This window comes from Streptoverticillium reticulum, from assembly GCF_047456005.1.
In the GTDB taxonomy this organism is placed as follows: domain Bacteria; phylum Actinomycetota; class Actinomycetes; order Streptomycetales; family Streptomycetaceae; genus Streptomyces; species Streptomyces reticulum.
In genome coordinates this window covers 2492364-2511489 of sequence record NZ_CP179755.1, presented here as the reverse complement: position 1 = coordinate 2511489, position 19126 = coordinate 2492364, and the positions used below count along the sequence as shown (strand labels likewise).

The 19126-nt window shown below is 69.7% G+C and carries 21 protein-coding genes; 10 read left to right on the top strand and 11 right to left on the bottom strand.

From position 1 onward, the window contains the following. Nucleotides 1-192: 192 nt before the first annotated feature. Together ACMATS_RS11155 and eccE are read right to left on the bottom strand one after the other, a co-directional pair. A complete protein-coding gene (locus ACMATS_RS11155) occupies nucleotides 193-927 on the bottom strand; it encodes a hypothetical protein (RefSeq protein WP_390782105.1) in 735 nt (244 codons plus the stop codon). Next, nucleotides 927-2291: a type VII secretion protein EccE gene (gene eccE / locus ACMATS_RS11150; RefSeq protein ID WP_414167822.1), complete on the bottom strand. Its 1365-nt coding sequence runs from the start codon at nucleotides 2289-2291 to the stop codon at nucleotides 927-929. Before eccE ends, ACMATS_RS11155 begins: the two co-directional genes overlap by 1 nt. Nucleotides 2292-2460: 169 nt before the next feature. Here eccE and eccB point away from each other — a divergent pair, with 169 nt between their 5' ends. From eccB to ACMATS_RS11130, 4 genes are read left to right on the top strand one after another with little or no spacing between them, the layout of a single operon-like run. Beyond that, the gene (gene eccB, locus ACMATS_RS11145) at nucleotides 2461-4026 is read left to right on the top strand and encodes a type VII secretion protein EccB (protein ID WP_414167821.1); all 1566 of its coding nucleotides are present in this window, start codon (nucleotides 2461-2463) and stop codon (nucleotides 4024-4026) included. 45 nt (nucleotides 4027-4071) lie between these two features. Beyond that, nucleotides 4072-5262, top strand: a complete 1191-nt coding sequence (mycP, locus tag ACMATS_RS11140) for a type VII secretion-associated serine protease mycosin (protein WP_414167820.1) — start codon at nucleotides 4072-4074, stop codon at nucleotides 5260-5262. A 58-nt stretch (nucleotides 5263-5320) separates the two neighbouring features. Beyond that, on the top strand, nucleotides 5321-6766 hold the full coding sequence (locus ACMATS_RS11135) for a PQQ-binding-like beta-propeller repeat protein (protein ID WP_390782101.1): 1446 nt from the start codon (nucleotides 5321-5323) through the stop codon (nucleotides 6764-6766). Between the two features lie 47 nt (nucleotides 6767-6813). Further along, nucleotides 6814-8217: a PQQ-binding-like beta-propeller repeat protein gene (locus tag ACMATS_RS11130; protein WP_414167819.1), complete on the top strand. Its 1404-nt coding sequence runs from the start codon at nucleotides 6814-6816 to the stop codon at nucleotides 8215-8217. 43 nt (nucleotides 8218-8260) lie between these two features. Here ACMATS_RS11130 and ACMATS_RS11125 read toward each other — a convergent pair whose 3' ends face one another. After that, nucleotides 8261-8506, bottom strand: coding sequence for a DUF397 domain-containing protein (locus tag ACMATS_RS11125; RefSeq protein ID WP_171086365.1), 246 nt, complete (start codon nucleotides 8504-8506; stop codon nucleotides 8261-8263). A gap of 172 nt (nucleotides 8507-8678) precedes the next feature. On the opposite strand from ACMATS_RS11125, the gene ACMATS_RS11120 reads away from it, so the two are divergent. From ACMATS_RS11120 to ACMATS_RS11100, 5 genes are read left to right on the top strand one after another with little or no spacing between them, the layout of a single operon-like run. Next, nucleotides 8679-9104, top strand: a complete 426-nt coding sequence (locus ACMATS_RS11120; protein WP_414167818.1) for a hypothetical protein — start codon at nucleotides 8679-8681, stop codon at nucleotides 9102-9104. 17 nt (nucleotides 9105-9121) lie between these two features. Then, nucleotides 9122-10609 (top strand): hypothetical protein, encoded by a 1488-nt coding sequence (locus ACMATS_RS11115; protein ID WP_414167817.1) that lies wholly within the window; start codon nucleotides 9122-9124, stop codon nucleotides 10607-10609. Nucleotides 10610-10643: 34 nt separating this feature from the next. Further along, nucleotides 10644-11858: a S8 family serine peptidase gene (locus tag ACMATS_RS11110; RefSeq protein ID WP_414167816.1), complete on the top strand. Its 1215-nt coding sequence runs from the start codon at nucleotides 10644-10646 to the stop codon at nucleotides 11856-11858. Between the two features lie 60 nt (nucleotides 11859-11918). Then, the gene (locus ACMATS_RS11105; protein ID WP_390782096.1) at nucleotides 11919-12269 is read left to right on the top strand and encodes a WXG100 family type VII secretion target; all 351 of its coding nucleotides are present in this window, start codon (nucleotides 11919-11921) and stop codon (nucleotides 12267-12269) included. A 35-nt stretch (nucleotides 12270-12304) separates the two neighbouring features. Further along, on the top strand, nucleotides 12305-12610 hold the full coding sequence (locus ACMATS_RS11100) for a WXG100 family type VII secretion target (protein ID WP_390782095.1): 306 nt from the start codon (nucleotides 12305-12307) through the stop codon (nucleotides 12608-12610). Nucleotides 12611-12665: 55 nt separating this feature from the next. On the opposite strand, the gene ACMATS_RS11095 is transcribed toward ACMATS_RS11100, so the two are convergent. From ACMATS_RS11095 to ACMATS_RS11070, 6 genes are all read right to left on the bottom strand, one after another. Next, nucleotides 12666-13037, bottom strand: coding sequence for an ATP-binding protein (locus ACMATS_RS11095; protein ID WP_414167815.1), 372 nt, complete (start codon nucleotides 13035-13037; stop codon nucleotides 12666-12668). A 583-nt stretch (nucleotides 13038-13620) separates the two neighbouring features. Continuing rightward, nucleotides 13621-14154 carry a hypothetical protein gene (locus ACMATS_RS11090; RefSeq protein WP_391151821.1) on the bottom strand — a complete coding sequence of 178 codons (534 nt, stop codon included), beginning with the start codon at nucleotides 14152-14154 and terminating at the stop codon, nucleotides 13621-13623. Between the two features lie 155 nt (nucleotides 14155-14309). Beyond that, on the bottom strand, nucleotides 14310-15146 hold the full coding sequence (locus ACMATS_RS11085; RefSeq protein WP_390782092.1) for a M55 family metallopeptidase: 837 nt from the start codon (nucleotides 15144-15146) through the stop codon (nucleotides 14310-14312). 24 nt (nucleotides 15147-15170) lie between these two features. After that, a complete protein-coding gene (locus ACMATS_RS11080; protein ID WP_390782119.1) occupies nucleotides 15171-15827 on the bottom strand; it encodes a TetR family transcriptional regulator in 657 nt (218 codons plus the stop codon). A 159-nt stretch (nucleotides 15828-15986) separates the two neighbouring features. Next, the gene (locus ACMATS_RS11075; protein WP_390782091.1) at nucleotides 15987-16421 is read right to left on the bottom strand and encodes a thiol-disulfide oxidoreductase DCC family protein; all 435 of its coding nucleotides are present in this window, start codon (nucleotides 16419-16421) and stop codon (nucleotides 15987-15989) included. A 5-nt stretch (nucleotides 16422-16426) separates the two neighbouring features. Continuing rightward, a complete protein-coding gene (locus ACMATS_RS11070) occupies nucleotides 16427-16861 on the bottom strand; it encodes a hypothetical protein (RefSeq protein WP_414167814.1) in 435 nt (144 codons plus the stop codon). A gap of 271 nt (nucleotides 16862-17132) precedes the next feature. Between ACMATS_RS11070 and ACMATS_RS11065 the strand changes: the two genes are divergently transcribed. Further along, nucleotides 17133-17498, top strand: coding sequence for a hypothetical protein (locus tag ACMATS_RS11065; RefSeq protein ID WP_391151825.1), 366 nt, complete (start codon nucleotides 17133-17135; stop codon nucleotides 17496-17498). A 72-nt stretch (nucleotides 17499-17570) separates the two neighbouring features. Here ACMATS_RS11065 and ACMATS_RS11060 read toward each other — a convergent pair whose 3' ends face one another. Further along, nucleotides 17571-18104: a DinB family protein gene (locus tag ACMATS_RS11060; RefSeq protein ID WP_414167813.1), complete on the bottom strand. Its 534-nt coding sequence runs from the start codon at nucleotides 18102-18104 to the stop codon at nucleotides 17571-17573. A gap of 84 nt (nucleotides 18105-18188) precedes the next feature. After that, nucleotides 18189-19019: an SAM-dependent methyltransferase gene (locus ACMATS_RS11055; RefSeq protein ID WP_414167812.1), complete on the bottom strand. Its 831-nt coding sequence runs from the start codon at nucleotides 19017-19019 to the stop codon at nucleotides 18189-18191. Nucleotides 19020-19126: the final 107 nt, after the last annotated feature.

Sequence of the window (19126 nt, the reverse complement as noted above, 5' to 3'; positions counted from 1 at the left end):
ACGTGCGTACGCCCACCAAGACTAAACGCCGCCCGTACCGCGGGGGCAGGCCCGCCCCCGGCGCATCGGCGGCCCCCGGGGTCACCTGCCCCGAATCACCGATTCCATGTGACTTCCCCACTCACCGGCCCCAACACCGCCATATCTGCGCCCGATTCGCTCCGTTTCGGGGGAATGGCGGCGTGGTGCCGGTCACTCCATCCGGCGTGCGGCGCCCAACAGGCCCGTCTCCGGCTCGGTCGGCGTCGTGGCGACGTACGTCCGCGCCGTCCGGGTGCACCACAGGGTGACCCCGTCCGGCAGCGTGGACAGCGTCTCGACGTCGTCCGGCGGGAGCCCCATCGAGCGGCCCATGCCGCGCGCCTCGTCCGGCGAGACCCGCTGCACGCCCACGAGATCCGCGCCGGACAACAGCCGTGGCGTGGTGGGCCCGGGGTAGGGGAGCAGGGTCAGCACGGACTGCCAGGGCGCGGCGCCGGCCCGCCCGCGCGGCGGCCGCACGCCGCAGTCGCGGACGACGAGCACGGGGCTGTGCACCGACGGCCCTTGCGGCGGCACGCGGCCGACGTCGTGCAGCGTGATGGACTGCTGCCCGCTGTTGGCGGCCTGCGCCAGGGGCGTCCACAGCTCCCGGCGGCCCGTCTCGACCGCGACCCTGGTGCCCGTGGCGACCGCGCGCAGCGCGATGACCTGAGCCGTCCAGGCGCCGCCCACGAGAACGACCTCGTAGGGAGCCGGCCGGCCGATTCCGAGCACGGCCGGTGCGCCGTCGGAGCCGGAGCCGATGACGACCCCGTCGTCGCCGACGGGCAGTTCCAGCGCCTCGAACTGCTCGGGCAGCAGCTCGTGCCTGCCGCGCCGCGGCCCGAGCAGCCCGAAGCCGAGCCGCGGCCTGCGGGCCGCAGGCGCAGGCGACCTCCTCGCCATCAGTGCGTCCCTCCCAGCGGCAGCGTCGCCAGCACGCCCGGCACCTGCTCGTGGTCCAGACGCACCAGCCCGGCCTTCACGGCCCGGGAGGCGCGCTCCAACGCACGGCCGACCGTGACCAGTTCGTCGGCACTGCGGCCGCATATCCGTATGTGCCCCGCCAGCGTCGGCGCGTGCCGCCCGCCCTGCACACTGCCGCGCCCCAGCGTGAGGCTCATCGTCGTCGACAGCGCGGGCATCGACGTGAGCAGTGCGGCCAGCTGCGGCAGGGACGCCGCCCCCGGCCCCAACTGAGGCCAGCGGCCCACCCAGTACGTGGCGTGCCAGCGGTCGTCGCAGCGCCAGGCCCGCGCGGTCTCCTGCGTCCGCCGTGCGGGCGCGCCCGCACGACTCGCCTGGCCCGCCTGCGCGGTGGCCGCAGGGTTGACGTTCGCGGCCGTGGCGAGCGCGGCCGTCAGCCCGTCCTCGGACAACAGCGACGCGGAGAAACCGGCCCCGCGCAGTCGGCTCGCCAACTGCTCGCCCGCCCGCAGCAGACAGCGCTGCGCGCCTTCCAGCCCGCCTCCCCGTGCCGTGACGGCCTCCGGGCACAACTGCGGGTCGAACTTCAGCGCCACCCACGTGAGCCGGGCGGCCGGAGCGCCCGTCCGCTCCTGCAACGGCGCGTAGTTGCGGGCGGCCAGCGTCTGCGCGGGCAGATGGGGGGCGGGCGCGGGCAGGGCGCTCTGCACCACCTGGACCGACTCCAGCAGGATCCCGTCGACCTCCATCGCGTCCCGCAGCAGCGCGAGCGGAAGCCCCTTCTCCGTGCGGTGCCGCCGCAGCGGCGCGTCCACCGCCTCGACCTGGAGGACGGCCGTCAGGAACGTCCCGTCCCCGACCACGCCGACCTGCCGCTGCTCGCGGTCCGTGAACGAGCCCGTGCGCAGGGCCGGTTCGCACTCGGCCACGGGGGCGAAGCGCGGGTCCGTCCCCGGCGGCACCGGCTCCGCGGCGGCCCGGCGGGCCCGCCGCCGCAGCGCGGCCGCCGTGAACAGCCACTCCGCGACGGGCCGGCGGCCGCGGCGGACGAGCGCCAGGAGCAGCAGGCCCACGGCGACGACCGCGGCGGGCGCCAGCAGCATCGGGCCGACGATCCAGCCGACCAGCACCACGGCGGCCGCGAGCTCGATCAGGACGAGTTGTTGCAATCGCACAGGGCCGACGCTGCCCGCCTGCGTGGCGAGGCGTGGGGTCACCAGGCCCTGCCCGCTTGGGGGTGCGGCGGCGGGCACCGCGGCGGACGCCCGCGCCCGGCCCCGCCCGGCAGGCCCCTGCCCGCCCGCGGCACCGCGCCCGCTCCGTACCCGCGCAGCGACACCCATCCCCGCCAACGCCCCCTCAAACCCCGAACCCCGTACCGGGAACCGCCCCCGGCATCGTGTGTCGATCACTTACCGGCATAGTAGAGGGTCGGTATGACAGCGGGACCGAGGGCGGAGCCCGTCGGCGAACCGCCGACGAAGGCCGGACAACGGGGAGATACGGCGACAGATGGCATCACGCCGGGATGAGCTCAACGCCTACACGTTTGCGAAGAAACGGACGGTTGCCGCGTTTCTGCAACCCTCGCCCACCGGCACGGAGGAGGGCGCGCCGCGCCCGCTGCGCACGGTCCTGCCCGGCATCGTCGCCGGGGCCCTGCTCGTCGCGGCCTGCGGCGCCTGGGGCATGTTCCGGCCGACCGCACCCAAGGGCTGGGACGACCCCGAGGCGCACGTCATCATCGGCAGCGACTCCACCACCCGCTACGTCGTCCTGAAGACCGACGGCAGGAAGCAGCTGCACCCCGTCCTCAACTTCGCCTCGGCCAAACTCCTCCTCACCCCCGACAAGTCCACCGTCATCAAGGTGAAGGAGTCCGAACTCGACAACGGCCACATTCCGCGCGGCCCGACGCTCGGCATCCCCTACGCGCCCGACCGCATGCCCGCCGCCACGGAGGCCGGCAGGAAGAAGCAGTGGGCGGTGTGCGAACAGCCCGGCGGCAACGGCAAGACGACCCAGAAGGCCGTCTTCGTCTTCGCCGACCGCGACCCGAAGCTCAAGAAGCTGACGGGCGCGCAGCGGCTGCACGACAACCAGGCCCTGTACGTCCAGGGTCCTGACGACGCCCGCTACCTCGTCGGCCCGCAGGGCGCCAAGTACCTGCTGGGCGGCACCGACTGGAAGTCGGCGGACCCCGGCGACCGCAACCTGCTGCTCCGCTCCGTCTTCAAGGACGGCGCCGAACCGCAGCGCGTCACCAAGGACTGGCTCGACACCTTCACCGACGGCGCCCCCATCGCCTTCCCGGACATCCCGGGCGAGCCGGGCGCGAAGGCCGGAGTGACCACGCTGCCGCCCGCGGCCGATCGCGTCGGCACGGTCCTGGAGGCCCCGACGGGCAACGGCACCCAGAACTACGTGGTGCTGCCCGGCAAAGTGCAGCGCGTCTCGGAGTTCGTCGCCAAGCTGCTGCTCGACAGCAGGAAGCTGGCCGTCCTCGACCAGGCGGGCCGCCCCGCGCGCGTCGCCGCGTCGGCCTTCACCCCGGACGCCACCGAGTTCGCCGGACAGCAGCACTGGCCGGCCCGCGTGCCGGTCCAGGCCAACTCCGTCGACCCGACGGCGGCCGACCCGAGGAACACCGTCTGCAGCATCTTCGGCGGCCTCGACGACAAGGGCGCTCCCCAACTGTCCACATGGGCCGGCACCGACTACCCGGCCACCACCCCCGACGGCGCCACCAGTGCGTACGTCACCCCGGGTTCCGGACTGCTGTACCGCCAGGTGACCGGACACCAGACGAAGAACGGATCGGTCTTCCTCGTCACGGACACGGGCCTGCGGTACGCGGTGCAGTCCAACAACGACAGCGGAACGGACAAGTCGAAGATCGGCGACGTAGGCAAGCAGGCGGCCGAGGACCCCACTGCGCCACAGGAGGTCAACCAGGCCCAGGTGCGCCTCGGTTACCAGAACGTCGACCCCGTACCCGTCCCCGCGAACTGGTCGGGCTTCCTGCCGACCGGACCGCGCCTGGACACCAACAGCGCGCGACAGCCGCAAGGTTCGTAGGGCGGGGCACACATGAGGACGACAGGACGAGCGACCGTTCTGCTGATGCTGATGACAGCACCGGTGACGGGCACCGCAATGGCGGAGACGCCCATGTCCCTGACGGGCAGGGGCCAGTGCACGTATCCCGCCAAGCCCATCAAGGGCACGCCCTGGTCGCTGCAGCGCGTCATGCTCGACCAGCTCTGGCAGGACACGAAGGGCAGGCGGCCGGACGGCCGCCCGGTGCGCGTGGCGGTCATCGACACGGGCGTCGACGTCACGAACCCGCAGCTCAAGGACGCGGTCGACACCAGGAGCGGGGCGGACCTGCTCTCGCGGCCCGAGGATCCGGACAAGGGCCCGACGGCGGACGTGGTCGGTCACGGCACGAAGGTGGCGGGCATCATCGCCGCCCGCCCGCAGCCGGACACGGGCTTCGTGGGCCTCGCCCCGGAGTCGGTGATCATCCCTGTCCGGCAGAACGACGAGAAGGGCACGGGCACGTCGAAGACCCTCGCCCAGGGCATCGCCAAGGCCGTGGCCGACGGCGCGGACGTCATCAACATCTCGCAGGACACGACGAAGCCGCTGAGCCCCGACTCGGACCTGGAGCTCGCCGTCAAGGACGCGCTGGCCAAGGACGTCGTCGTCATCGCCTCGGCGGGCAACGACGGCACGGACGGCAGCGTGAAGGAGACATATCCCGCCGCGTACAAGGGCGTTCTGGCGGTCGGCGCCTCCGACCGCAACAACGAGCGCGCGGTCTTCTCCCAGGCGGGCGACTTCATCGGCGTCGCGGCACCGGGCGTGGAGATGGTCTCGACGGTCCCCAAGGGCGGCCAGTGCGCGGACGACGGGACGAGCTTCTCGGCCCCCTACGTCGCCGGTGTCGCCGCCCTCATCCGCGCGAAGCACCCGGACTGGAAGCAGTACCAGGTCGTCGCCCAGATCGAGCAGACCGCGGAACGGGCCGTCAACGGCCGTGACCGCTACATCGGCTGGGGCGTGGTGGACCCGGTCCGCGCCCTGACGGACGACGGGCACCCCATCGACGCGGTGACCCTCCCCAAGGGCCCGGCCCACGACGTCCACCCGCCGACTCCCGCCCGCCTGGCCCTCGGTGAGACCCCCGAACAGCGCCAGGAACGTCTGGCCACCTACGTCCTGGGCGGAGCGGCGGTCCTGGTCGCGGCGATCACGGGCGTGGCCGTCGTCGTACGCGACCACCACCGTCGCCGCAGGCCCGCCGCCTGAGGCGCGGGGCGGCACCGATCACGCCGATCGCACTGATCACACGAAGGAACACCGACTCATGACTCATCCCGTGCCCCCGCAGGAGCCGGGCGCGCGGCGCCCGCCCCAGGTGTGGGATACGCGCTTCGATCCGCCGTCGTCGGGCCCGTCCGGGCCGCAGGGGTTCGGCCCGGCGCCGGTGCCGTACGGCCCGGGCGAGGGGGGAGGCGACACGGGCGGCGGACCGGGCCGCGGACGGCGCAAGGCGCTGCTCGTCGTCCTCGCGCTCGTGCTCGTCGCGGGCCTGGGCGGGGGAGGCTGGCTGCTCTGGGGCGATCACGGCAAGGGGGTGAAACGGAACGCCGGGCCTGCGGAGTCGGCACAGGTCGACACCCGGCTGGACTGGATGATCCCGACTCCCGACAAGGAGAAGGGCGCCGACGTCCACGCCTCGAACCCGATGACCTGGTTCGCGCACGGCAACATCGTCCGCACGCGCGACCGGCAGATCACGGCCTACGACATCGAGCACGGCAAGCAGCAGTGGAACGTCCCGCTGGCGGGGGAGGTGTGCAAGGCGGCACGCCGGCCCGAGAACGACATGGTCGCGGTGTTGTACGAGAAGGAGAAGTACAAGTGCAACAACTTGATCCTGGTGGACTTGAAGAGCGGGCGCGCGAAGTGGGAACAGAAACTTCCCTCGTACTCCGGTGACGGGGAGTACATCGACCCTCAAGTTCGCCTGTCGCGCGGTACGGTCAAGGTCATGGGGACGAGCGAGGAGGCCACCTTCGCGGTCGCCGACGGCAAGGTCCTCGACCACCCCAAGACCAATGTCATCTACGACTGCGCGGAAACCGATGCCCCCACCGACGGCAAGATTCTGATATCGATCGTCAAATGCTCGAGCAGCAATCGTGAGTTCCTGCGCAAAATCGATTCCGCAACCGGCCGGGTGGACTGGACGTGGAAGGCCCCGGAGGGTCTCGACATCCTGTCGGTCCCTTCCATCGACCCGGTCACGGTCTCCGTCGGCAAGAGCGAGGCGGACGGCCCGACCGACCTGCTGAGCGTCAACTCCGAAGGCCGCACCCAGTCCACCTACTCCCTCACGGGACAGGCGGGTGGACACGTCTCGGTACGAGGAGACACGGCATATCTGGCGACCCAGCCGAAGGAGACCTCGGCGGGCATCAAGCAGAACGAGATCCAGGCCATCGACCTCAAGACGGGTGAGAAGCGCTGGTCCAGCACCGCGGGCGGCAACCGGGTCAACCGGTCGCTCGATTTCGACGGGGACAAGCTCCTCGTCTACCAGGCACCTCAGGCGGGCGAGGGCGGAAAGCTGGTCGACCTCGACCTGCGCGACGGCTCACCGTCCGTCCGCAAGAAGCTTCCGGCGGAGAGCAGCTCGATCCAGTACGACGCGGATTTCGGCAGTGAGATCTATCTGCAGGACGACCGGGTCTTCATCGTTGCCGACATCGCCATTCCGAGCAACTACCTGATCATGTCGTTCACGTGACGGCCGACGACCGAGCCGACGACCGCACCGCACACGGAGATGTACCTGTGTCCCAACCGCCACCGTACGGACCGCCGCCGTCGCGGCCTTCGCTGTCCCAGTTCACCCACTCCGGCATCACGAAGACCGGCTCGGGACGACGCAAGGTGTGGGTCATCGGCCTGGTGATCCTCCTCGTGCTCGCGGGCGGCGGTGCCTATGCCCTGTGGGGCAGAACGGGCAACGGCCCGTCGTCGAAGACGGGCGGTTCCGGTGCAGCGCCGGGAGCCCTGGCATGGAGCACGGCCCCGAGCACCGCGCCGTCGAAGAACTCCCGTAATGCGTGGGGTACTTGGTTCACGCAGACGACGGTGGTGAAGGCGGAACCCGACACGGTGACGTCCTACGACATCAGGACCGGCGAGAAGAAGTGGTCCCTGATCCTGCCCGGCACGCAGTGCGCGGCCTCGCGGGACGTCGATGCGGACCGTGTGCTCATCGCCCTGAGATACACGGACGCCTGTGACGCGATGACCGTCATCGACATCCGCAAGGGCAAGGCGCTGTGGACACAGCCCATCGTCCTCCTGAAGGCCGACGATCCCGAAATGGACAGCTTCCGGCCGGACAAGTGGCCTGCCGAAATGGAAGTGTCGGTCAGCCAGGGACACGGCCTGATCAGCTGGGCCACGGGCGCCCACATCGTGCGCCTCTCGGACGGCCAGCTGATCGGCGACACGGGAAAACAGGACGCGTGCAGCGACGTCGGCACGGCCGGCGGAGCGCAACTCCTCACGCAGAGGTTCTGCGGGCACCGGGCGACGATTCGCGCACAGAACCTGAAATCGCTGGAAAAGGCCAACTGGCAATGGGACGGCCCCGAGAACCAGACGGTCTCCGACATCCTCTCGACCAAGCCCGTGGTGCTGCTCATGAGCGACGCGGACGGCAAGAACATCGGCAAACCCACCCAGCTGATCGTCCTGGGCGATACGGACGGCAAGGAACGGGCCCGCATCCAGCTCCAGCACGACCACGAGAGCAGCTACTGCACATCGAGCATGAGCCGGTGCGCGGAATACCTGGTCACGGGAGATACGGTGTACGTCGCCGGAAAGGGTTCGACGACGGCGTACGACCTGTCCAACGGCCGTGAACGATGGACGTTCAAGGCGGACGAGAACCGGCTCGCACTCCCGGTGTCGGCCGATGACGGTGAGCTCAGCATCTACGTGGCCGCGACACCGGAACGCGAGGGCAAGCTGATCCGCGTGGCGACACGGACGGGCAGGGAAATCCGCACCGCGGACAACACCCCGGACCTCCGCACCACGGAATGGCAGCTGGCCCACAGCAAGAGCGCGGTCCCGTATCTGGGCGATGGACGCCTGTTGGTGGTCAACGAGGGCCTGCTGGAATCGCAGGACAACGATGTGATCGTGGCGATCGGGGCGCGGACGGGGCAGGGCTGAGAGGGGCGTGCCGGTGGGCACGCCCCGGCCGGTCTCCGCCGGTTCAGGACTCCGGCACCTCGATGTCGAACTCCCCGTCCCGCGCGCCGAGTACGAAGGCACGCCACTCGGCCTCGGTGTACCGCAGCACGGTGTCGGGATCCTCGGACGACCGCATGGCCACGGCGCCGCCCGGCAGATAGGCGATCTCGACCCGCGCCATGTCGGGCGGGCTGTCGGGGGCGCTGAGCCACTCGACCCCCGAGATGTCCATGGCGTAGAGCTCGTCTTTTTCCTGTTCGGTCGCCACTGCGCGGGGCTCCTCGATCGACGGTACGGACGGTAGCGGGGCCGACGCTAGCAACCGGGGCGGGGACGGGACAGGGGTTCGGGCGACTCGGCCGTTATGTGGTGGGGGATCGCCCTTGCGGGTGACTAGAGTTGACGGTGGTGCGGGGGAGCACCGTATGGGGAGGGACGGGGTGGACAACCCGAGTTCGGGCGGCGGGTACTTGGCCAAGGAGGCCGAGACGCTGACGACGTTCAAGGGGCGCATCGACGAACTCTTGGCCAAGCTGGAGAAGTCGTCGGCGTCGCCGAAGGCGATCGGTGATCGCCGGATTTCCCAGGGGGCGTACGGCAAGGGCTTCGACTCGGCACACGATCTTGCCGCGCTCTACGACAGGGTCCATGGACGACTGCAGGAGCTGTCCAAGGTCTTCGGGGACCAGATCGAGGCGACGGGCCTTGCGGCGCTGATCTCCGACCGGGGGTACGACGGTGTCGACGCCGAGCAGGCGGCGCGCATGCGGGCGATTCAGGAGAGCACGCAGAAGCACTACCGGAGCCCGAAGAGCGGCGCAGCGCAGCAGCACACCGGCGATGTCGGCGGGGCCGACGGCTTCTAGGGGGGGGAAGCGAAGAGATGAGTGCGGGCAAGTTCGACGGACTCAGCCACAACGAGCTCTACGCGATGGTGGCCGATGCCAGTCCGAGTCAGCTGACGGAGATGGGCTCGGCGCTGAGCGAAGCATCCATGGAGCTCAACGCGATCAGCGATCTGTTGCGGCACCACGTGGAGCGGGTCAAGTGGCAGGGCGAGGGCGGCGACGCGTTCCGCGAGTGGGGCGGGGAGATGGTCAAGCAGGCGGCCAAACTGGCCGACTACACCGTCTTCGCGGGCAGCTACCTCGGACAGGCCGGCGAAGGCCTGTCCGAGGTGAAGTCGGCCATGCCGAAGCCGGATCCGGCTTCGGAGTGCTTGACCGATCCGGAGAAGGAGCAGGCGCGGCTGAAGGTGACGGAGTCGCATCGTCAGGAAGCGATCAACCTGATGAACAAGCTCGACTCCTACTACCGGGTGGCGCATGAGGGGCTGGCGGGGCTGGAGGAGCCGGTATTCAGGCCGATTCCGTCGGCCGGCGATGTCGACCGATGGGAGCGGCCCTACGGGGGACCGGAATCTCCTGGTGGCACGGGAAGCAGAGGCAGCGACGCCTACTCTTCTCCCTCGGTCGGCGCAACCGGGGCTGCACACACGGCCGGGTCACAACACCAGAGCAGCGCTGTCGGGGCACTTGCGGGCATGGCGAGCCACCCGGCAGACGGTGCACAACCTCATGCGTCCTCAGGAGCCGATGGGGAAGCGGGAACGGCTATTGATTCGAGCGGGGTTGCTGCCCCGTCATCGGATACCGGGATGAGGCCTGGCAACGCTGCGGTACCCGACACTCCGAAGCACATTGGTGGGGTCGGGCCCATGGGCCCGATCGCACTGAGTGGGCCGCTCCCCGGTATGCCTTCTACGGGAGCAAGCCGAACTGTGGCCGGACTGCCGGGAGGCCCCAGCGCGGGCGGGAGCTCCAAGGGCGGCCTCTCGGTTCCGCGGTATGGCAGTGTCCCCCGCGCCGGTGCAAGTGACGGGATCGTTGGCGGTACTCCAACACGGTCCGGCGGTGACTCAGGCGGCCCGCGGTTGCCACGCGGGATGGTCGTCGGAGAAGAGCGCGGGGCGGTGAATCGGATCCCTGTGGGGATGGGCGGACCGACCGGTGCGGCTGGCGGAAGCGCCTCGAGCCCGCAGCGTTTCGGAACGGGCCGCAGGCTGGCCATGGAACCGGGCGGTGTTGTGACCGGTCCGCATGGCAACGGGCAATTGCCGCCGACGGGGTCGAGGCTGCCGCGGGGAACGGTTGTGGGGGCGGAGCGCGACTCCTATGGAGGCGCCGCCAACTTCACACCAGGTGGTTCTGGGCTTGTGCGCGAGAACCCGCCCCCAGGGCCTCTCCATTCCGGCGCCACTGGGGGTAGCGGTGGCCGTCGTCGTGCTGTCAGCAGGCCCGACTACGTTACGGAGGACGAAGAAACGTGGACGGGCGGCCGACGCGATACTGTCCCACCCGTAATCCAGTAACTCGCTGATCTGCTGCTCAAGGAGACGCTGCCCCATGTCGCTCGTGACTCGGCCAGGGCGACGACGTGCCGTGCTCGTGTTGTCGCTGCTGGGCGCGGGACTGATGCCGCTCGGCGTACTGGCGGCTCAGGCGACAGCGGATGATGTGCGTTCGCGGGCGTGGCACTTGGACGCCATGCAGGCGGATGACATGTGGAAGGTCAGTCGAGGAGAAGGCGTGACGGTCGCGGTCCTCGACACCGGCGTCGACTCGTCTGTTCCCGAGCTCCGGGGACAGACGTTGGAAGGCGTTGACCTGTCCAGTGAGCCAACTGGCCCTGACCGTGATCAGGACGGGCACGGCACGAACATGGCGTCTTTGATCGCCGGGACAGGTGTTGACGGTGGTGTTCAGGGACTTGCACCTGGAGTGAAAATCTTGCCGGTCAAGGTAGTTGGCAAGGGCGACCAGGTCTTTTCCGGCGATGATCCTGTCTGGGCCGGAGCGATCCGCTACGCAGTGGATCACGGTGCTCGGGTGATCAGCATTTCAATGGTCGCCCATGGGCTCGTCGGTAATTCGACGAGGACGGAAGCGGCGCTGAAATACGCTCTCGGCAAGGGAGGTTTGGTATTTGCCGGTGCGGGAAACGATGGAGACGGGGCAAACGTCGAGAACTTCCCGGCATCGTTTCCCGGAGTCGTGTCAGTAGGCGCCGTCGACAAGGACCGTAAGGTCACCAAGTGGTCGAACAGCGCAAGCCACGTGGCGCTCGCGGCTCCTGGAGATGACATTCCGGAGCGTTGCACCAAGACGTCCGGCTTCTGCGCATCCGGAGGTACGAGCCAGGCCACCGCCCTCGCCTCCGCCTCCGCAGCCCTGATCTGGTCCAAGCACCCTGACTGGACCAACAATCAGGTCCTGCGCGTCATGATGGACACCGCAGGAAAGCCGGCCACCGGAGGAGTGCCCAGCATCTACCTCGGCTACGGTATCGTCCGCCCCCGCAAGGTCCTGGTGGACGGCGAAGGCAACCCGGGCCCCGCGGACGTCAACCCGCTCCTGGCAGCCGGCAAGGCGGCCGCATCGCCGAAGCCCTCGTCCTCCGGCGAGCCGAAGCCATCGACTTCGACCCGCGACTCCGCGACCAAGTCGAAGCAGGATGAAGGCGGTACGAGCATTTCGTGGCCGAGCATCGCCATCGGCGCGGCAGCCGTCGTCGTGGTGGCAACCGGAATCGTGTTCCTGCGGCGGCGCGGACAGCGCTAGCCGCATCGAGGATCCGCAAAAAAGAGCAAGTCGTACGCAACTCGTGGGGGAAGGTGAACCATGTCGGACAAGCAAAAGGTAACCGACGCCAGTTTCAATGCCTTTAAGAGCTCGATGGAAGAGTCCAGTCAGGCCTTTACGGCCAACCTGCGCACCCTGGTGAACGCCATCGAGAACGTGAGCGGCAGGTGGCAGGGCCAGGCTCACGACGCCTTCGTGCGGGCACAGACGGAACTGAACGATGAGCACGACGCCGTGCGGCGACTCATCGACCACGTCGGAGAGGCTGTCGCCCTGACTCACAAGAACGCCTCGGCCAACGATGGAGACATCGCTTCGCGCATCAAGGGCGTCGACGTGAGTGGCGGTGCGCCGCACGCGTCCGGTGAGAGCGCGCTCAATCACTTCTGAGTCATCCGTAAGCAACGCCACGGGGAGTGGGGAACATGTCGGAAAACTTTGGCGACCTCGTCGTCACTTACGGTTCGCTGCAGGACACGGCCAGGGACATCAAGTCTGCCGGAGCGGTCATCAAGCGCGAGCTCGAGGCCATGAGCAAGGCCGTAAAGGATGTCTCGCACGGTTGGGAAGGCGAGTCGTTCGCAGCGATGACGGACGCGCAGAACCAGCTTGCGAACCGGGCCGCGCGTATCCAGGAGGTTCTGGACCGCGTATCGACTCTGATCCTGACGGGCAGTGACGATTACCAGCAGACGGACAGGAAGTCCGCAGGGCTCTTCGCGGGCCACTGACGAGCGACGCTGGAGCGGGGTGGGCGCCGACAGGATGCCCACCCCACTTGCGCACTCAAAGGGCGGCGTATGCCCGCGCCGCCTCCCGCGAAAGCGCTACCCACGTCTTGCTGCCCGCGAGCGGACCGCCAGCGTCGTCCAGGCCGACGATGCCGCCGCATGCGCCGACCACGGTATCCAGTGTGGAGAGCGCCTCGCGCCGCCGCGCCTGGCATGCCTGCTGAGCCTTCCTGGCGTGCGCAGGGTGCTCGTCGAACACGGTCAGTCGCAGCACTCCGAATCGCCATCGCATGGACAGGTTGGCGTTCTGGCCAGGGGTGAACTGATAGGCGCTCGCGAGGAGTTCTGGCGCGGCGAAGGTGCCGAGCTCACTCATGTCGGGAAGCCCGTGGTCGGTGAGCAGACGTCTCACGATCGTCCGCGCCATGGAGAGGCAGTACGCCCCGGCGGGCAGGCCGAACGAGTAGTCGAGGTTGGCGGGGATCGGTGTCAGCCACGTCGTCGGTGTTGTTCGGGGCAGGCACGAAGGCGGGTTGCTGCTCGTATGTCGAACGTTCCTGCGGGCGTGGGTTGTTCGGACAGTGAGCGGCCCAGGCGACGCTGACCATCGGCGCCCCTACGGCGTACCCTCCGGCCGGCGCCTTCCCCCCTCGTACCGTGGCCTGTTCGACGCGACGACGACATATCCAACGGTGAGGGCCAACCCCAGAAGCCCGATCCCGATGAAGCCGAAGGCGTCCAGCACCGCGGCCCCTGCGCAAATCCCCCCGACGGTGCCCACGACCCCGGCCAGCGTCCCCAGAATCCCCATCATGAGCGTCCGATGGTTCCCGAAGAGCACATAGGCGGCCGGAGGTTGGCCGCTCCGCCTCGGTGGTGTTTTTCCCTGGTGCATTGCGCAGCTCCCCACTTCCAGTGCATTCGCCCGGGTTTTGCGGGGCCGAGCGTTCCGGCCTTGTTCATCAGCCAGTGGGCGTGTCGCTGATGAACTGCGTCCTCGCGAACACTCGTCAGGTCACGACGGCTACACCCACGGCCAGAGCCCCGACACCGACCGCACCGTAGAAGGCACTCACGGCGATCTTCACCTGCACGCGCACGGCCTTCGGCCTCGTGCGGTCGTTCCATCGCGCCCCGAAGACGAGCGCCGGCAGTCCGAACGTCAGGAAGCACACCGCGAAGGCCGTCCCGGCGAGCCAGCCGAGGAAGCATGCCGGGCCGACCACGTAGTACGTCCACGGGGCGCGAGACACCGTGACACGGCGCCCCAGCGCGTACTCCGGTTCGACGACCGCTTTCGGGTCGGTCGTCCCGCCGTCGTCGGAGCGGAACGTGCCCCGGGACGAAGTCGTGGTGCCGCCCCGTGAGCTGTAGCTGTACTTGTAGCCGTCCACGGTCAGCGTGCCCGGCGTTCCGGCGAGGCCTGAGGCGTACGGAAGGGCAGGTACGCAGAAGCTGCCGATGAGGACCGCCATCAGGAGCATGGCCGCACCGCCGAACCGTACCGCTGCGCTGGACGGCGGCGTCCTGTACCGCTTGGCCATGACCTTCTGTTCCCCCGTAGCCGATCGCGTCGGGGATCACCGTAGGCAGATGCAGGCTCCGCCCAACCGTGCATATCGGCACAAGATGTTGGGCGGACAGGCAATCCATACGCGGTCTTTGCCGGGCCCGCTCACACGGCACCCGCGAGCCGCCCTCACTCCGCGATCCCCCGCGTCAGCATCACAACCGCAACGAACCTCCGGTACAGCCGGATCGGGTCCTCATCCGTCATCCGGACCGTCACGGCGTCCTCGCGCACGACGCCTGCGATCCACGTCGCCATCTCGGCGAGGTCCGGGTTGCGGAACCGTACGGTCAGCGTGGCCGGCAGGGTGATGTGCGGTGGTGCGGACCGGGGCAGGGCCAGGACAGCTTCCCTTGCCGTCTCGTGGATCAATTCGCGAGCCGCAGCCGGGTGGACGCTGTCCGCGGCGAACCGCGACACCGACGACTTGACCACGGCGGTGCGGATGCCCGGGCAGAAGGGCTCGATCTCGGCGGCCGTCGTGTCGTCACCGGTGATCAGCACCACCGGCACGCCGTGGCCCAGGGCCACCAGCGCGTTGATGCCGCTCTCCCCGGCGGTCACGCCGTTGAGCCGGACCTCGCTGATCGCCAGGGGGTTGTACGTGTGCGAGAGCGTGGCCGGCGCGCCCGTCATGGAGCCGTGGTACGAGACGAAGAAGACGGCGTCGAAGGAGGCGTCCAGCCCCTGCATCATGTAGAGGGGCTTGTGGCGTCCGGACAGGTAACGGGCCCGGCCCGCAAGGGCGTCGGGGCGCAGGTTGGTCATCTTCGAGTGTGCGTCGTTGACCAGGAATTCCGTCGCTCCGGCTGCCATCGCCCCCTCGATCGCGGCGTTGACCTCCTGCTGCAGCAGGTCCCGGTAGTACGCGTAGTCGCCCGCGGTCTCCGCGGGCCGGCACTGCGACCAGTCGACGACGCCTGCGGTGCCCTCCATGTCGGAGGAGAGGAAGATTCTCACCCCCACACCAGTGCCCCTGCCCAGGGACTCCTACCGGCCATCTCCCTGCCGCCGCTGCGCCGTCACCGTCTGCGCCATCCCCGGCAGGAAGTCCGTGAACAGTTCGTGCACCTCGTGCACGAGCGGCCGCAGCACCCTGAACCGGGCCAGCGACACGCCCCGCGTCGTCAGGCGGGCGCCGCGGTCGGCGAGGCGGCGGCTGCGTTCGCGGGCGGGGGAGCGGTCGAAGACCCAGTAGAGGACGAGGCCCATCTGGGAGAGCCACATCAATTCGGGGAGCACCTCTGCGAGTTCGCCGGGGACCTTCGCCTTGCTGCCCGCCAGGACCTCGCGGTGGACCGCGATGGCCGCCTCCCGTGCGTGTTCCGACTCGGCGGAGAAGGGGCTGAGCGGGCTCTCCGGGTCCGCGGCGTTCTTGAAGAACTGGGCCGCGAACTCGTGGTACGGCTCCGCAATGTCCAGCCACGCCTGGAGCACTCCGGCCAGGCGGGCGTGCAGATCGGTCTCGCGGTCCAGGACGGCGCGGGCCGCCGTCTGGTGTTCGGCGGCGATCCGGTCGTAGAAGCCCTGGATCAGGTGCTCCTTGCCCGCGAAGTAGTAGTACGCGTTCCCGACGGAGACCCCGGCCTCCTTGGCGATGACCCGCATCGTGGTCTTGTCGTAGCCCCGCTCCTGGAAGAGCCGCATCGCGGTCTCGAGGATCAGGGTGCGGGTCTGCTCGCTCTTCTCGGTCTTCGGCTCGGGCTTGGGTTCGGTCCTCGGCCCGGTCGTCCGCTCGGGTTTCGGCTCGGGCCCGGCCGGACGGGGCTCGTTCTCTGGTGGCACGGTGCAGAGCCTAATCCGCGGCTATTCCGCGGGAGTGCAGCCGGTGGCCCCGCAGCGCGCCGGACGCTGCGCCGCGCGGTACTTGGCCGCCGCCAGCACCGCGCCCCGCGCGAGGCGGAGCCCGGTCGGGGTGCTGAGCCGGTGCGCGAGCGGGCGGTGCTCGGCGAGGGCCCAGAGGCAGGTGACCCAGGCCGCGGCTCCCCGGTAGACCTGGCCGCCGTCGCCGACGACGGTGATCTCCTCGGAGGCGGCGGCGTGGTCGAGGCCGGGGAAGCGGCGCCGGGCCTCCTCCGACCCCACCGGCACCAGGTCGAGCGGCACCAGCTGCGGTTGCCGGGCGAGCCAGTTGCGCAGGTGAGTGCAGAGCGGGCACTGCGCGTCGTACAGCACGGTGAGCCGGCGGACCGGGACGCTCAGCGCGTCCCGGCCTGCGGCAGCGGCGGCCGTCGTCGTCATCGGACTCAGTGCCCGGTCGGCGCGGCCCATGGACCCTGCGGGGCGGCGGGGCCCGCCCAGCCCTGCGGCGGGACCGGCGGGATCTGCTCCCGCTCCATCATGCCGCGGCGGCGGAACTTGTTGAGCGCGAAGACGTTGCCGAGGTGCATCACGCCCAGGACGAGCAGGACGACGCCGAGCTTCTGCGACAGCGCCTCGAACACCCCGCGGGCGTCGGTGATCCTGTCGTCGTCCTGCAGGTACAGCGCGATGAACCCGAGGTTCACGAGGTAGAAGCCCACCACCAGGAGGTGGTTGACGGCCTCCGCGAGCTTCTCGTTGCCGTGCAGCACGTCGGCGAGGAAGACCTGCCCGTTGCGGCTGAGCGTCCGTGCGACCCAGACCGTGAGCCCGACGCTGACCAGCAGGTAGATGACGTACGCGACGACTGTGAGGTCCATGTCTTGTCCCCACCCTTTCTTGAACACGTTCAAAACTGCGTCGGTCAGGACTGTAGACCTGTTTTTGAACGCGTTCAACTTGGCGGTGCGGGACGTGACCCGAGGGTCAGGAGTCCAATTTCGATCCTGGTCAAAAGGCTTGGTGCGCCGTTGTGGTGCGCGGGACATTGGGGCTGCCCGAGGGCGCCCCACTCGTCACGGGCGGTCAGGAATCAGTACGAACCAGGCACGACCAGGTACGAACCAGGCACGATCCCAAGGGGGAACCATCATGCGCAGGACGCTGAAGACCGCCGCGGCACTCGCACTCGCCGTCGGCGCGTTCACCACGGTCGGCGCGACCACCGCCTCGGCCCGTCCCGCGGACTCCAGCCACGGATGTCCCTCCGGCGACGTGTGCTTCTACCCGGGCGCCGGGTGGAACAACGACCAGCCGACCAGCACGTACTACAGGTACGGGACCTACAACCTCAGCAACATGTACGGGACCTACCGCATCTTCAACAACCAGACCGGCGGCGCCACCATGCGCACCTGCACGGGCTACAACGGCGCAGGCTGCCAGGGCTACCTGCCCGCCGGCTGGTACATCGACAAGGACATGACGCCGATCAACTCCATCACCCTGGAGCCGTAGTCGGGTCGTCCACGATGCAGCGGACACGTACGCGCGGGCCGGTCCTCCTGTCGGGGAGGGCCGGCCCGCTGCTCATACGCCGGTCGCGCCGTCGATGCGCTCGCGGATCAGGTCCGCGTGACCGTTGTGCCGCGCGTACTCCTCGATCATGTGCACCATGATCCAGCGCAGCGAGACGTCCCGGAAGCCGATCTGCGCGGCGTCCTGCTCCGAGAGCCGGCCGGAGTCGTCCAGCGAGGCGCCGGCCGCCGTCGCCCGGCTCGCGTCGGTCTCGGCGCGCCAGGCGGCCAGCGCCTCGTCCATGCCGTGGTCCGCGGCCGCGTCCGGCGCGAACCCGTAGGCCTGCTCCTCGCCGTACGGCAGCGCGACATCCCGACCGGCGAACACCTTCTGGAACCACTGCCGTTCGACGTCCGTCATGTGCCGGACGAGGCCGAGCAGGGTCAGCCGGGACGGCTCCGCCGAGGCGCGGCGCGTCTGTGCGTCGTCGAGGCCCGCGCACTTCAGCGCGAGCGTGGCGCGGTGGAACTCCAACCAGCTCTCCAGCATGGCGCGTTCACCGGCCTGCGGGGGCGGGATCGTGCGTCCGTCCGGTGTCTTGGTCATGGCGCTCACCCTGGCATGCTCCACCCGCCACGGACAGGGTGCGACCGTGCCGGGTGCATCGGGTCTGTGCCGGGCCGCCGGTGCTCAGCCGCGGGTGGAGAGATGGAATCCCGCCATGTCCGGACCCGTTCCGGACCAGGACCGCCCGTAGCGGGCGGCCACGGCGTCCAGCGGGTGCGTCTCGACGTGCCAGCCGTGCCGGCCCAGCCAGTCGCCGAGCCCGGTGCCGAGACCGCCCTTCCAGAGCGAGGTGAGGTGGGCGACGCTCGGATCGCCGGCGCCCGCCGCCGAGACGTCCCGCCCGCGTTCGTGCGCGAGCCGGCTGCCGGGTGCGGCGAGCCCGCCCAGGGTGTCCAGCAGGCCGGCGGCCTGCTCCCCGGTGAGGTAGACGAACAGCCCCTCGACCAGCCAGGCCGACGGCGCCTCCCGGTCGAAGCCCGCCGCGGCCAGCCGGGAGCCCCAGTCCCCGCCGGTCAGGTCGACGTCCAGCGCGGCCCGTTCGCAGCGCGGTCCGGCGCCCTGCCCGGCCAGGACGCGCTCCTTGAACTCCAGCACCGGCGGCAGGTCCAGCTCGTACAGCCGCACCCCGTCCGGCCAGGGCAGGCGGTAGGCGCGGGTGTCCAATCCGGCGGCCGGCAGCACCACTTGGCGGATGCCGTCGGCGACGGCCCCGAGCAGGTAGTCGTCGTAGAAACGCGTACGGATCACGGCGTAGTTGGCGAGCGACAGCGCGTACGGGCCGGGCTGCCGGCCAGGGGTGTACCCGGCGGCGGTGACGAACGCCCTCGCGTACGGGTCGGTGAAGAGCCCGCCGGGGCGCTCGCTCTCCAGCGCGCGCACGTGGGCGACGGACAGGGCCGTCCTGCTGACGGGGTTCAACGGGCCGGGAGTTGCCATCGGGCCGGGAGTCGTCATGAGGACCGAGGATACGGGTCGGCCGCCGGAGCCCGTCAGGCGCCGTTCAGCAGCGCGGGCAGCTTGCGTATGTCGCCGAAGGAGCGCATGCCCGCGGAACGGGCCGC

Coding starts and splice junctions, on each gene's coding strand:
- eccE (WP_414167822.1), bottom strand. CDS start 2,291: ATGGGTGTCGCTGCGCGGGTACGGAGCGGGCGCGGTGCCGCGGGCGGG.
- ACMATS_RS11055 (WP_414167812.1), bottom strand. CDS start 19,019: ATGACGACTCCCGGCCCGATGGCAACTCCCGGCCCGTTGAACCCCGTC.
- eccB (WP_414167821.1), top strand. CDS start 2,461: ATGGCATCACGCCGGGATGAGCTCAACGCCTACACGTTTGCGAAGAAA.
- ACMATS_RS11095 (WP_414167815.1), bottom strand. CDS start 13,037: ATGGCGCGGACGATCGTGAGACGTCTGCTCACCGACCACGGGCTTCCC.
- ACMATS_RS11065 (WP_391151825.1), top strand. CDS start 17,133: ATGCGCAGGACGCTGAAGACCGCCGCGGCACTCGCACTCGCCGTCGGC.
- ACMATS_RS11115 (WP_414167817.1), top strand. CDS start 9,122: ATGAGTGCGGGCAAGTTCGACGGACTCAGCCACAACGAGCTCTACGCG.
- ACMATS_RS11080 (WP_390782119.1), bottom strand. CDS start 15,827: ATGCGGCTCTTCCAGGAGCGGGGCTACGACAAGACCACGATGCGGGTC.
- ACMATS_RS11135 (WP_390782101.1), top strand. CDS start 5,321: ATGACTCATCCCGTGCCCCCGCAGGAGCCGGGCGCGCGGCGCCCGCCC.
- ACMATS_RS11100 (WP_390782095.1), top strand. CDS start 12,305: ATGTCGGAAAACTTTGGCGACCTCGTCGTCACTTACGGTTCGCTGCAG.
- ACMATS_RS11075 (WP_390782091.1), bottom strand. CDS start 16,421: ATGACGACGACGGCCGCCGCTGCCGCAGGCCGGGACGCGCTGAGCGTC.
- ACMATS_RS11155 (WP_390782105.1), bottom strand. CDS start 927: ATGGCGAGGAGGTCGCCTGCGCCTGCGGCCCGCAGGCCGCGGCTCGGC.
- ACMATS_RS11105 (WP_390782096.1), top strand. CDS start 11,919: ATGTCGGACAAGCAAAAGGTAACCGACGCCAGTTTCAATGCCTTTAAG.
- mycP (WP_414167820.1), top strand. CDS start 4,072: ATGCTGATGACAGCACCGGTGACGGGCACCGCAATGGCGGAGACGCCC.
- ACMATS_RS11070 (WP_414167814.1), bottom strand. CDS start 16,861: ATGGACCTCACAGTCGTCGCGTACGTCATCTACCTGCTGGTCAGCGTC.
- ACMATS_RS11090 (WP_391151821.1), bottom strand. CDS start 14,154: ATGGCCAAGCGGTACAGGACGCCGCCGTCCAGCGCAGCGGTACGGTTC.
- ACMATS_RS11060 (WP_414167813.1), bottom strand. CDS start 18,104: ATGACCAAGACACCGGACGGACGCACGATCCCGCCCCCGCAGGCCGGT.
- ACMATS_RS11110 (WP_414167816.1), top strand. CDS start 10,644: ATGTCGCTCGTGACTCGGCCAGGGCGACGACGTGCCGTGCTCGTGTTG.